Raw genomic sequence first — 12,342 nt, 5'->3', positions numbered from 1 at the left:
GTCAGGCTCCTAAAATTTGTTCTAAAAAACGAGTAGGTATGTTCACCTAAATGGATTTATGCCGAAATAACTAGTAGTGTTAGTTTTTTCAGGGAGTAGGTGGAAACAAGGTGGGGGTGCCTTATATCTATTTTTTATTGATTTTACTTGCTGTGGGGCTGTATTGGCTGGCCAAGCGAAATGTGAAATCAAGTGTAGGACGGACAATATATAAATCAACGGGAATTCATACAGAATACCTTCGAATTGACCTGGAAAATAGACAAGTTACAGGAAGGGTCTCCTATCATGGGAAGGTCTATATGCTTGTGTACGTGGATGTGGCAGCTGACACAGTCAAAGTAAATGGTAGCATCAAGGAGCTCACGCATTTAACGGACAATATGACAGAAGAAGACTACATAGAAGAAATCAAAACGACGGCCAAGTTCTACATAGAAAACGGGATCAGTGATCCGAAAGCTTATTACGAAGCACAAGTAACATCCAATTAAAAAAGGAGCCTTGAGCAATTATCCACTCCAGGCTCCTACTTATTTTGGCTAGGCCTGACATTCGGCCTAAATATCCCTTCCTGCCATTTGTAAAATCCGTATAGCACAACAGAGAAAAATACGAAAAGAAAAAAACGTTCCAACGCAGAGATGTTCATCAGTTTGTATATTCCTAAAATTTCTTGAAACACATAATGAATAGGAAAGACCGCAAACATGAAATCAATAACAATATTGGTTAACAGATAAGCGCCAAATCTTCCGTATGTAAAATGAAATACCCATAGTGTGATAACAGGGAAGGCTCCAAAAACACCAGAAACAAAAAGCGGGTCTAAAGAGGGGATGATCGACACTTTAAGTTCCCAATGAGCTTGATTATAAGCGAAATTGTTATAAATGGTCATAAGGAATGATGCGAAAATTGCAGCAGGCATATAGCGTTTAATCTCTTCTTTTTTCAAAAAAAATAAGGTGAACCATGGAGCAATAAGTATTACCCAGAGAACAATCTTGTTTAGCATACAATCCCACCTTAAGGATGCCAAATCTTATTCCACTAGTTTTCTCCTGGACTAAATTTCCTATACATCAACAAAAACTTGGGGAATATCCCCAAGTTTTATCTGTCTATTTTGTTATCTTCGTTTCTCGGACTGTAAAATCCGTCTTTGGATAATAGGCGTTTTTCACAAGAATATTCGGCCCAAGGCACGCGACAGCCTGACAATGGCAGTCCAATTCTTTTGCAATCGACGTATCCTTCCATTTTGCATAGGCAGCAGGAAGATCTGTGGTCTGGATATTGCCAAGCGGTGGCGTGTCGCCAAAGTCTGTCACAATGATGTCGCCGTTAAAGATGTTCACATTCAGACGGGAACGGCCATCCGGGTCATTTCGCACGGTAACGTTCTTTGCCGCATACACCCGCTTCAATAAAGCAAGGTCCTCCGGGTTGTCGCTGCAAGGATAGAATGGAAGCGTACCAAACAGCATCCACACATCCTCATGGCGCATATCCAGAAGGCGGTGGATGGCAGATCGCATTTCATCCAGGGTCAGCACCTCCATGCCGCTGGCGAAATCACTAGGGTACATAGGGTGCACCTCATGTCTCTGGCAGTTCATCTCCTCTACAATCTGCTTATGGATATGCTCGATGTGAGGAAGGGTGCGCTTGTTCAGCATCGTTTCTGCCGACACAATCACTCCTGCCTTCGTAATTGCCTTCGAGTTCTCAATCATCTTTTCAAAATACTTCGCACGCTGCGCATAGGTCGGCTTCCGTTCCATCATGGCAAAGCCGCCCTCGACGAAATCGTCCATCGTTCCCCAGTTATGAGAAATATGCAGTACGTCCAAATATGGAATGATCTTTTCATATCGTGCCAAATCCAGCGTCAAATTCGAATTGATCTGTGTACGAACGCCTCGTTCATGGGCATACTTAAGTAATGGAACCACATACTCATTGACCGATTTCAACGACATCATCGGCTCGCCGCCTGTGATGCTGATCGACCGCAGACGAGGAATCTCCTCCAAGCGCTGCAAAAGCAAGTCCAAAGGAAGAGCCTGCGGATCCTTTGGCTGAAGTGTATATCCGACTGCACAGTGCTCGCACCGCATGTTGCAGAGGGTGGTTGTGGTGAATTCCACATTAGTAAGGTCCATCTGGCCGTACTCTTTTACATCTAAATAAGCTTCCCATGGGTCATAGGAAGGCGTAATGGGCATTAAAGTTGTTGTTTTCATCTATACTCCTCTTTCCATAAAAACCTACCCTACATTGTATCACGATTTCGGGGCGGAGAGCTTGGGAAAATCATATTTGGTTGAATGTATGCATGGAGTACGGTACGATAGAAGCAAAACTTTGAGGAAATAAGGAAAGGTGAGGAAATAATGGGTAAAGCAACAGAGAATAAGGATTCCCAAGTAGATTACCTGAAAAACCGTTTGAATATGTTCTTGGAGGTAGTAGACTCCCTTGATCCGGAATCAACAGATTTAGAGGACATCGATCGCTTGATTCAGATGCTGGATGATTTGGAAGGCAAATATAATCAGTTTAAAAAAGATTGGTAAGAGATTACCGGTCAGAAATATGAAGAGAAAAGAACTTGGAGGCCTTCTCCAGGTTCTTTTTTATATTACTTCTTAGGGACACTAAGTAAAAAGTAACGCTCCTCTCCTGGGTGAATATCATGTTGTTGAAAGGAGAGGAAGTGAATCTTGAATGCAGAAAACTATGATTATGAAAACCACTTTCGGAATTTATATGAAAAGTGCAGAAAACATAGGTATTACCTGGTCTCTTTGACTATGGCAGATGGAAGTACAATGGATGGTATCATTGAGGATGTAGATAGAGATAGTGTCAGCGTGCTTGTTGGTGAGGATGTAATGGAGCAAGAAAGTGGAAATGTATCGGACTCCCGACAATATGGTGGTTATATCCGTCCTAGAAGAAGGTTCCGACGATTTAGACGTCGTACTTTTCCGATTGCTACGATTGCAGCCTTAGCACTATTACCTTATATTTCGCCCTATCCTTATTATCAGTATCCTTACTATCCATATTATTGAGAAATTTTTAAAAAGTAAATAATGTAATTTTATAAAAAGTGCAGGCCATCAGGGACTGCACTTTTTTAGAATGCGGAACCTATCTGACATACTACGACCCTTTTAGGGAAGGATAAAACTAAATCTATCTAGATATGTCAGGGGTATGAGTGAAAACATGGACAACTACACTAATTCCAATACCGCAAGACGTTATCTTGCTCATGTCAGTATTTTTGGAACCACGCAATTTCATTTGAGGAACCCTTATATTATTGCATGGTGGTCAATGGCTTTCCCTGGTTTTGGACATCTGCTGCTTTCAAAATATCTACGTGGATTTGTGCTATTTATATGGGAAGTTGTCATTAATATTCAGGCAAAAGTAAATGTAGCCATGATCTACTCCTTTCAAGGGAAATATGAGATGGCTAAAGACGTGCTGGACACTAGGTGGCTGCTCATCTACATCCCTGTCTATCTATTTGCCATTTGGGATAGCTATCGTACTACAGTTGATTTGAATAAGGTCTACCTTTTGGCGGAGCGGGAAAATCATCCGATTAATTCGTTTAGCATGGGAGCCATGGAAATTAACTATTTGGATAAAAGAAAACCTATCAACTCTGTTTTATGGTCAATGTTTATGCCTGGATTGGGCCAATTATATATACATAGAATCGTCACCGCGTTGTTCGTCATCATCTGGTGTGTCGTCTTTTTCTATTATTCGCATCTTCTCGAAGCCGTATCATTGTTGTTCCTAGGAAAGATTCAGCAAGCCACAGCTGTTTTGGATGCAGAATGGCTGCTTTTCTTTCCATCCATCTATGGGTTTGCCGCGTATGATGCCTATGTGAACACGGTTGAGAATAATAAACTATTCGAATTTGAACAAAGGAACTATTTGAAAAGAAACTATCAAAAACCGAGTTTTACCATCCTGAAAGGAAAAAAAGTGGAGTGATGAGATGCAAATATTTTCAAGCTTTGAAGACTCAGGCTATTTGGAATTGGCGATTTCCTTATTAGAAAAAAAGGGGATAAAGAGAGAAGATATATTTGCCGTTCCGCTTGATAACAGGAAAGAAGAACGGAAAATACTCGACACACTCCATAGATCAGATGGTATCTCCCTTATTGATTTGGCAATGGCACTTGCCACCGCATTTTCCGTCATTGGAGCAAGTGTAGGATTCATCCTCTACTGGGGGCCCATATTTTGGGGGCTGATAGCGGGTTTTAGTGGTTTTGTTCTTGGTTTAGCTATCAAGTTATTTATCATCAAAGTCGTTAAAAAAGATAGAAATCTCTTGAAAGGTAAATGCACTGAAGTAATAGTCATTATTAATTGCGATGAATCGAAAGCGGATTTAGTGGAAGAAATACTCTGGGAGCATTTGGCGATGGGCGTAGCAAAAGTAGTGAAATAATGGGATAATTATAAAGGGTAACCCAAAAGTGCAAATCCTAATGGAGTTGCACTTTTTTTGTTAATTGTTTTCTTTTGCCTGCTTTACCTAAGCGATAGTAATCCCCGCTGTATAGATACATGCGACAAAACTTTTGCATATAGTGATCGAAATGTTAGATTTACAATCTTGCAATCGATTACAAATCCCTTTATCAACTTCCAGAGAAGCAGTATAATAATTATTGTGAAAAAGAGTAGATAATTTCGTATTTTAGATAATAGCTTTTCAAATAGGGGATAGGAGAGGGATTAAGAGATGGAGAAATTATTTGAAAGTATGTATCAGCTGATTGTGGAAACTTCCACAAAGCTTCCGAAAGATGTACGTCGTGCGATTGCGAAGGCGAAGCTTAGTGAGAGTGCCGGGACGAGAGCGGCGATGTCCCTTGCGACGATTACTGAAAATATCACAATGGCGGATGAGAATGTGTCCCCGATCTGTCAGGACACAGGACTTCCTACTTTTAAAATAAAAACGCCGGTTGGAGTGAACCAGCTGGAAATTAAAGAAGCGATCTATACAGCGATTGCGCAGGCAACAAAGGACGGCAAGCTGCGTCCGAACTCGGTGGATTCCTTGACTGGTGCAAACAGCGGGGATAACCTTGGTTTGGGAACGCCTGTCATCAAGTTCGAGCAGTGGGAAAAGGATTACATTGATGCGCGCCTTATTTTAAAAGGTGGCGGCTGTGAGAACAAGAATATCCAATACAGCTTGCCATGTGAACTTGAAGGGCTTGGCCGTGCGGGCCGCGACCTCGATGGTATCCGCAAATGTGTGATGCATTCTGTGTACCAGGCACAAGGACAAGGCTGTAGCGCCGGAGTCATCGGTGTTGGGATCGGTGGCGACAGAACATCCGGCTATGAGCTTGCGAAGGAACAATTATTCCGCAGTTTGGATGATGAAAATACGATTGCGGAATTGAAAGAGCTTGAAGAATACGTGATGGAAAATGCCAACAAGCTTGGGATCGGTACAATGGGATTTGGCGGCGAAACGACATTGCTTGGCTGTAAGGTGGGAGTGGCAAACCGCATCCCGGCGAGCTTCTTCGTATCTGTAGCGTACAATTGCTGGGCTTACCGTCGCCTTGGTGTAAAATTAAACGCTGAATCCGGTGACTTGATGGAATGGATGTACCAAGAGGGCGAAATGATCGATTTTTCAAAGGAACTGGCACAGCAGGAAGAGGTTGCAGCGACTTCTGATTCTCCTGAAATCGTATTGGAAGCACCGATAACAGAAGAGAAGATTCGTTCATTGAAGGTTGGGGACGTGGTACGTATCAATGGCCGCATGTTCACTGGCCGTGACGCCATCCATAAATACCTGTCCGACAACGATTCACCGGTTGATCTTGATGGCCAGATCATCTACCACTGTGGTCCGGTTATGCTGAAGGATGCGGAAGGAAACTGGGAAGTGAAAGCTGCAGGGCCGACTACTTCCATCCGCGAAGAGCCTTACCAGGGCGATATCATGAAGCGCTTCGGTATCCGTGCAGTAATGGGCAAAGGCGGTATGGGTGCAAAAACCTTGAAAGCACTGGAGGAGCACGGCGGCGTTTACCTGAATGCAATCGGTGGAGCGGCCCAATACTATGCGGACTGTATCAAGGGTGTCGACGGTGTTGACCTGATGGAATTCGGTATTCCTGAAGCAATGTGGCACCTGCGTGTGGAAGGCTTTACAGCGGTTGTAACGATGGATTCACACGGAAACAGCCTGCATGCCGATGTGGAGAAGTCCTCATTGGAAAAGCTGGCTCAATTCAAGGATCGCGTTTTTAACTAAGATTAGATTGTGAGCAACCTGGCTTTGGGCTGGGTTGCTTTTTTAATTTGTGGAGGAGTGGCCTGCTGGTTGGCGGTTTATCCACTATTTGTTAAGTGGATAGATTAGGTGGTATTTTGGATAGATTAATGCCTGAAGTCGCTAAATAATTTGGAAAAGTGGATAGATAAATGCCGGAACCGGATAGATTAACACCAAAAGTGGATAGATTAACTCTGCCAACAGACCAAATGCGACCCCATCCCATGACAAATCCTTTCCTTCCCTACGTCCACATCGAAATTCTGCTCACAAAATAGCTTACAAAGACCGAAACGGCAATCAAACCGGCCCAATGAAGCAGGTTGAACTCAATGAAATGATTGTAATGGGCCGCATAAGCATTCGTGAACAGAAAACAAACCAATCCGATGAACATTCCTCTTAAAAACAAATAATTGAGTGAAGGCAGTTCCTTTTTATGTACTAACAGAATCAGTATTCCTGCAAATATGCAGCTCCCTAAGTAAAATAAGAACAAATGATTTCCTCCTGACATCAAAACGATTCTTCCAAGTATTCGCTAAAGAATGACATATTCCTTTTAACTGGTAAAATCACCTCAAAAGAATTTTTTGAAAACCTTGTCCGACATTCTCCCGACACACAACCTCCCTAAAATCGGAAGTGTAAGATCACTAAGTCAATTGGAGGTTGAATAAAGATGCTAAAACTCTTTTCATCAAAATTTATCCTAGGTGCCCTTGCCATTGCAGTCGTCCTTCCAACTGCCACATATGCCGCAACAGCCGATTCGGGAACAGAGGAAACGGAGCAGACCGTAGTTGTAAATGAAACAAATTGTAAAGGCGAGTTGGATGAAGAAACAAAGGCTAAGATAAAAGCTATTAAGGCACAGGTCAAATCTGGAGAAATCACAGAGGAAGAAGCAAAGGCGCAGTTGGAGGAGCATGGAATCAAGCCGCGTCATCATCGAGGCAAGCACCTGCCACTTGATGAAGAAATGAAGGCAGAACTGGAAGCCATAAAAGCGCAGGTCGAAGCAGGAGAAATCACGAAAGAGGAAGCGAAAGCAAAGCTTGAAGAGCTTGGAATCAAGCTAATGGGAAAAGGGCGTCACTTTGGTAAGCATGGTTTCGATGCACCGGAAGAGTCCGTAGAATCTCAGGACGAATTTTTATAAAAGCACAAAAAGGCATCACCACTGAGGCGATGCCTTTTCTGATGCTTAGAAATACAAGAAATAGATAACCGTCGCCAACACAATCCGGTAGATCGCAAATGGCATCAGCTTGATCTTGTTGATCAGCTTCAAGAAGAAGCGGATGGATACCAGTGCGAAAATAAAAGCACTGATAAATCCTGCCGCAAAAAATGGCAAAGCCTCGATCGAGAAATACTGCCAGTTTTTCAATAAGGACAGGAAGCTTGCACCTGCCATGATCGGCACGGCCATGATGAAGGTGAAGTCTGCTGCAGCACGGTGGCTCATGCCTAGCAGCACGCCACCTGAAATGGTCGAACCAGAGCGGGAAAAGCCTGGCCATAGTGATAAGCACTGGATGAGCCCGACTGAAAGCGCCTGCTTGTACGTAATCTGGTCAATGCTTTCAGTTTTAAGTTCCTTCGATCCGAAAAGGTCTGCTGCAATCATGAGGAAAGCCCCGACCACAAGCCCGATCAGGACGGTTTCAAGTGAAAATAGGTATTCATCTATATAATCCTCAAAAAGGACACCAAGCACCCCTGCAGGAATTAAGCCTACAATAACGTGGGTCAGCTTCAATCCCTTTTTACCATCAGCAGTTTTCTTATTGTCCAATTTTTTCAGTCCAAGCAAGTCATAGAACCTTTCTCTGAATACCACGACTACCGCTAAAATTGAACCGAGTTGAATGACAATTTTAAAGGTGTTGGCTACGTATTTGGTTAAAAACTGCTCCGATTGCAGCCACATATCGTCAACGATGATCATGTGTCCAGTGGATGAAACAGGGGCGAATTCGGTCAAGCCTTCTACAATTCCGAGAATTACCGCTTTTATTATGGTTAAAAAATCCATTTTATTATCTCCTTATAACATGAATCAAGTATACTTTAACTGTACTATCATATAACAATTCGCTCAGTTAGAAAATAAATATAATATAGAGATGGGGAAATAACATGAGCTTAATGGCATGGTTCGCATTTGCGGTTGCAGCTGGAGCATTTTATGAGGCGGAAACCACAAAACGAAAGCTGGAGAAAAGGATGAACAGCTTGGAGGAGGAAATCGAGTTTTTGAAGGATAAGAAAAAGCGATGAAATCCTAAAATGGAAAAATTTGAAACGTTTTCCCTATTGGTCCGTAATAACAAGTAACAATCGACCGAAAGGGGAAAAACAATGAAAAACAAAAAAGATGCAGGGATGTACCTCTTATCCATCATTATCGGGGTCACAATCGGACTGACAGTTTTTACTCCAATTTTTGAAAGTCAGTTACTTGGCACAGTCATCGGACTATGTCTGGGAGTCATGATGGGACCTGTTTTTATAAAAGCAATAAAATCAATCTAATTGGAAAACAATACAGAGTATCATTCCTTCATTCCAAACGAAACCTATACCTACAATAGTTTCACTAGGAAAGGAGGAAAAGAAATGTGGACAAAAGTTCTTATCGTCATGACTGCAATAGCACTATTTTTAATTCCAGAAGTGTGTATCGCTTCTGATTATTCTCATACGACCCTGCATTGGGGATTCAAGAAAAGCCGTGACCATCTGCCGGCGGATGCCGGAAAGCAGCTGAATGACCTACTGAAAGAAAATGATGCTTTTTATTTGGGGGATACCACGAAAAAGGAGATTTTCCTTACATTCGATAATGGTTATGAAAACGGCTATACCTCGCAGGTTCTGGATGTACTGAAAGAAAAAAAGGTACCTGCTGCATTTTTTGTAACAGGATATTACCTGAAAGATCAACCGGACCTTATTAAACGTATGGTCAAGGAAGGGCATATTGTCGGGAACCATTCCTGGCACCACCCGGATCTTACAAAAGTCAATGATGTACGCTTCAAAAAGGAACTGGAAATGATTCGCGAGGAATATAAGAGCATTACCGGACTCGACAATATGTCGTATCTGCGGCCGCCACGGGGAACGTTCAGTGAACGGACTTTAGTGCTTGCCAATAAGCTTGGCTATCAGCATGTTTTCTGGTCCGTGGCATTTGTTGATTGGAAAACCGATCAGCAGAAAGGCTGGAAATACTCTTACGATAACATCATGGCGCAGATCCACCCCGGTGCGATCATTCTTTTGCATACTGTATCAAGTGATAACGCAGAAGCACTGGCCAAAGTGATAGACGACCTTCGAAAGCAGGGATATGAATTCAAAAGCCTGGATTATGCGGCTGCTCAAAAGAATATCCCGGATCCGATGCTATTATTGCCGGCTAACTAGCTCTTTGACTTCGCTCAGAGGGCTTTTCCTTTTTACCCTCCCCAAACATGCCGGATCCTACTCGTTTGGCAAGCAACCAGAAAGCCGTTATAATTGGGAAAGGATTGAAAAGGAAGGCGGGCGGAGAGAATGGTGAAAATTAGTATCGAAGGTCCATATCAGTTTGACAGAGTGCTTCAGCGCTTATCGATTGATCCATTGATGGTGATTGATTATGCGGAAAGATCTGTTCGAGTGCCATTGTATAGAGAAGAAACACCGATCGTCATAAAGGTGAAAGCAACCGGCACAACGGACCATCCGGAATTCGAACTCACTAGCAGCTCAGATTTTTCGGAAAAGGAAATCGACAAGCTAAAAGAAATCTTTCAATGGGACAAGTCCCTGAAGCCAGTCAGCGACCATTTTTCTTCGACCGTCCTGTCGGATATTTTCAAGGAACATAAAGGAACCCCGCTTGTATTGGATTTCGATTTGTATCACTGCCTGATGAAATGCATCATCCATCAGCAGGTGAACATGAAATTTGCCCATACCTTGACACAGCGTTTTGTTCATTCCTTCGGTTTCGAGGTTGATGGAGTCTGGTTTTATCCAAAACCAGAGGATGTGGCAAAGCTTGATTATGAAGACATTACCGCGCTTAAAATGAGCCGTCGCAAAGCGGAATACATCATTGATACATCCAGGCTGATTGCAGAGGGTGAGTTGCCTTTGTACAATCTTTATCAAAAATCGGATGAAGAAATCCTAAAAGAGCTCGTCAAAATCAGAGGCATTGGACCTTGGACTGTCCAGAACCTGCTATTGTTCGGACTCGGACGTCCAAACCTTTTCCCGATCGCAGATATTGGCATACAGAATGCCTTGAAAAAACTAAAAGGGCTCGACGAGAAGCCGACCATTCTCCAGATGCAGGAATGGAGCAAGGAGTGGGAGCCGTACTTAAGCTACGCATCTCTTTACCTATGGAGAAGCATCGAACCGCAGCATGAGGAGTTAGTAAAATGAAACCAGATTATAAATCAAGAAAACCGGCACCATCCCAATCACAGGTGACCATGACAGTAGGGCAGACATTCCCTTTGACCATTAAGCGCTTAGGAATAAACGGCGAGGGAGTCGGCTACTTCAAAAAGCAGGTCGTTTTCGTCCCTGGCGCCTTGCCAGACGAGGAAGTTGTGGCCGAGGTCACCAACGTCAAACACAAATTTGCCGAAGCGAAAATCAAGAAAATCCGTATAAAGTCGCCGCATCGGACCACCCCGCCATGCCACGTCTATGAGCAATGCGGCGGCTGTCAGCTTCAGCATCTGCAATATGAACAGCAGCTGGAATATAAGCGTGATATTGTGATTCAGTCACTGGAGCGCCATACAAAGCTTGATGTGACAAAGCTTGAGATCAAGCCGACAATCGGCATGGACGACCCTTGGTATTACCGCAATAAGAGCCAATTCCAGCTCGGTATGCAAAAAGGGAAAATCATCGCTGGTCTTTATAGCGAGAATTCACATAAGCTGATCAATATTAACGAATGTCTTGTGCAGCATCGTTCGACCATCGAAGTGACGAACACGATAAAGCAGATTCTGCAGGATTTCAACATCTCTGTGTATAACGAAAAGAACCGCCAAGGAACTGTTCGCACCATCATGACAAGAGTCGGCTTCTCCACAGGGGAGATACAGGTAGTGTTGATAACCTCCCAGGAAAAACTGCCGAGAAAACAGCTGATTGTGGATGAAATTCAGAAGCGTCTGCCAAAAGTGAAAAGCATCCTGCAAAATGTGAACGGGCAAAAGACATCGCTTATCTTTGGGGAGGAAACCATTTACCTGAGTGGCGAAAAGGTCATTCAAGAAACACTTGGAGATATTAGCTTTGAACTTAGCGCACGCGCCTTTTTCCAGCTGAATCCGGTACAGACGGTCAAGCTGTATGATGAAGTGAAAAAAGCTGCAGAACTGACAGGCAAAGAAAAAGTCGTCGATGCCTACTGTGGTGTAGGTACAATTGGACTTTGGCTGGCGGATGGAGCGGGAGAAGTCCGAGGCATGGACGTCATCCCAGAATCCATCGAGGATGCGAAAAAGAACGCAGCCAAACACGGCTACGACAACATGCAATATGTCACAGGCAAAGCCGAAAAATGGCTCCCGAAATGGGTGAAAGAGGGATGGAAGCCTGATACGATCGTGGTCGATCCGCCACGAACAGGCTGTGATGAGAAATTCCTGCAGACCGTTCTCCAAGTGGAGCCGAAGCGATTTGTGTACGTTTCCTGTAATCCATCCACACTTGCAAAGGATATCCAGTATGTCAGCAAAAAGTATAAAGTGGAATGGATCCAGCCTGTGGATATGTTTCCGCAGACTTCGCACGTGGAAACCGTAACAATGCTAAAATTAAAATAGACTCTGCAACCTCGTTCCTGTTATCTTAGATGACAGGAACTTTTTTAAATAGAAGGCTACAATGGATAATAAAAACAAAGAAACATTTGCTAAAACTTCTTAAAATAACAAGCGATTAAATACAGCGGATAA

The 12,342-nt window shown here is 43.3% G+C and carries 17 protein-coding genes; 12 read left to right on the top strand and 5 right to left on the bottom strand.

From position 1 onward, the window contains the following. Positions 1 to 110: 110 nt before the first annotated feature. Positions 111 to 494, top strand: a complete 384-nt coding sequence (locus ABN702_RS16565) for a hypothetical protein (RefSeq protein ID WP_417897873.1) — start codon at positions 111 to 113, stop codon at positions 492 to 494. A 35-nt stretch (positions 495 to 529) separates the two neighbouring features. Here ABN702_RS16565 and ABN702_RS16560 read toward each other — a convergent pair whose 3' ends face one another. Together ABN702_RS16560 and yfkAB are read right to left on the bottom strand one after the other, a co-directional pair. Beyond that, on the bottom strand, positions 530 to 1,018 hold the full coding sequence (locus tag ABN702_RS16560; RefSeq protein WP_417897872.1) for a hypothetical protein: 489 nt from the start codon (positions 1,016 to 1,018) through the stop codon (positions 530 to 532). A gap of 106 nt (positions 1,019 to 1,124) precedes the next feature. Beyond that, on the bottom strand, positions 1,125 to 2,249 hold the full coding sequence (gene yfkAB, locus ABN702_RS16555; protein ID WP_417897871.1) for a radical SAM/CxCxxxxC motif protein YfkAB: 1,125 nt from the start codon (positions 2,247 to 2,249) through the stop codon (positions 1,125 to 1,127). Positions 2,250 to 2,399: 150 nt separating this feature from the next. Here yfkAB and ABN702_RS16550 point away from each other — a divergent pair, with 150 nt between their 5' ends. The 5 genes from ABN702_RS16550 (at position 2,400) to ABN702_RS16530 (ending at position 6,334) form a co-directional block, all read left to right on the top strand. Further along, positions 2,400 to 2,582 carry an SE1561 family protein gene (locus ABN702_RS16550; protein ID WP_204415028.1) on the top strand — a complete coding sequence of 61 codons (183 nt, stop codon included), beginning with the start codon at positions 2,400 to 2,402 and terminating at the stop codon, positions 2,580 to 2,582. A 147-nt stretch (positions 2,583 to 2,729) separates the two neighbouring features. Continuing rightward, positions 2,730 to 3,083 (top strand): small nuclear ribonucleoprotein, encoded by a 354-nt coding sequence (locus ABN702_RS16545; protein WP_417897870.1) that lies wholly within the window; start codon positions 2,730 to 2,732, stop codon positions 3,081 to 3,083. A gap of 157 nt (positions 3,084 to 3,240) precedes the next feature. Then, positions 3,241 to 4,029 (top strand): hypothetical protein, encoded by a 789-nt coding sequence (locus ABN702_RS16540; protein ID WP_417900941.1) that lies wholly within the window; start codon positions 3,241 to 3,243, stop codon positions 4,027 to 4,029. 4 nt (positions 4,030 to 4,033) lie between these two features. Then, entirely contained in the window at positions 4,034 to 4,495 is a 462-nt protein-coding gene (locus ABN702_RS16535) for a hypothetical protein (protein WP_417897869.1), read from the top strand. A gap of 297 nt (positions 4,496 to 4,792) precedes the next feature. Beyond that, positions 4,793 to 6,334, top strand: coding sequence for a fumarate hydratase (locus ABN702_RS16530; RefSeq protein ID WP_417897868.1), 1,542 nt, complete (start codon positions 4,793 to 4,795; stop codon positions 6,332 to 6,334). Positions 6,335 to 6,425: 91 nt separating this feature from the next. Here ABN702_RS16530 and ABN702_RS16525 read toward each other — a convergent pair whose 3' ends face one another. Both ABN702_RS16525 and ABN702_RS16520 read right to left on the bottom strand, forming a co-directional pair. Beyond that, entirely contained in the window at positions 6,426 to 6,581 is a 156-nt protein-coding gene (locus ABN702_RS16525) for a hypothetical protein (protein ID WP_417897867.1), read from the bottom strand. An 18-nt stretch (positions 6,582 to 6,599) separates the two neighbouring features. Then, positions 6,600 to 6,854 carry a hypothetical protein gene (locus tag ABN702_RS16520; RefSeq protein WP_417897866.1) on the bottom strand — a complete coding sequence of 85 codons (255 nt, stop codon included), beginning with the start codon at positions 6,852 to 6,854 and terminating at the stop codon, positions 6,600 to 6,602. Between the two features lie 183 nt (positions 6,855 to 7,037). Here ABN702_RS16520 and ABN702_RS16515 point away from each other — a divergent pair, with 183 nt between their 5' ends. After that, positions 7,038 to 7,517: a hypothetical protein gene (locus ABN702_RS16515; protein ID WP_417897865.1), complete on the top strand. Its 480-nt coding sequence runs from the start codon at positions 7,038 to 7,040 to the stop codon at positions 7,515 to 7,517. A 45-nt stretch (positions 7,518 to 7,562) separates the two neighbouring features. On the opposite strand, the gene ABN702_RS16510 is transcribed toward ABN702_RS16515, so the two are convergent. After that, the gene (locus tag ABN702_RS16510; protein ID WP_417897864.1) at positions 7,563 to 8,396 is read right to left on the bottom strand and encodes an undecaprenyl-diphosphate phosphatase; all 834 of its coding nucleotides are present in this window, start codon (positions 8,394 to 8,396) and stop codon (positions 7,563 to 7,565) included. Between the two features lie 104 nt (positions 8,397 to 8,500). On the opposite strand from ABN702_RS16510, the gene ABN702_RS16505 reads away from it, so the two are divergent. From ABN702_RS16505 to rlmD, 5 genes are all read left to right on the top strand, one after another. Further along, positions 8,501 to 8,641, top strand: a complete 141-nt coding sequence (locus ABN702_RS16505; protein WP_417897863.1) for a hypothetical protein — start codon at positions 8,501 to 8,503, stop codon at positions 8,639 to 8,641. Between the two features lie 81 nt (positions 8,642 to 8,722). Then, entirely contained in the window at positions 8,723 to 8,896 is a 174-nt protein-coding gene (locus ABN702_RS16500; RefSeq protein ID WP_417897862.1) for a hypothetical protein, read from the top strand. 84 nt (positions 8,897 to 8,980) lie between these two features. Next, a complete protein-coding gene (gene pdaA, locus ABN702_RS16495; protein ID WP_417897861.1) occupies positions 8,981 to 9,793 on the top strand; it encodes a delta-lactam-biosynthetic de-N-acetylase in 813 nt (270 codons plus the stop codon). A gap of 129 nt (positions 9,794 to 9,922) precedes the next feature. Next, positions 9,923 to 10,804 (top strand): DNA-3-methyladenine glycosylase family protein, encoded by an 882-nt coding sequence (locus tag ABN702_RS16490; protein WP_417897860.1) that lies wholly within the window; start codon positions 9,923 to 9,925, stop codon positions 10,802 to 10,804. Beyond that, positions 10,801 to 12,210: a 23S rRNA (uracil(1939)-C(5))-methyltransferase RlmD gene (rlmD, locus tag ABN702_RS16485; protein ID WP_417897859.1), complete on the top strand. Its 1,410-nt coding sequence runs from the start codon at positions 10,801 to 10,803 to the stop codon at positions 12,208 to 12,210. Before ABN702_RS16490 ends, rlmD begins: the two co-directional genes overlap by 4 nt. Positions 12,211 to 12,342: the final 132 nt, after the last annotated feature.

The organism is Bacillus haimaensis (genome assembly GCF_048270625.1).
Classification (GTDB): domain Bacteria; phylum Bacillota; class Bacilli; order Bacillales; family Bacillaceae_I; genus Sutcliffiella_A; species Sutcliffiella_A haimaensis.
This window is presented reverse-complemented; position numbering and strand designations above follow the sequence as displayed.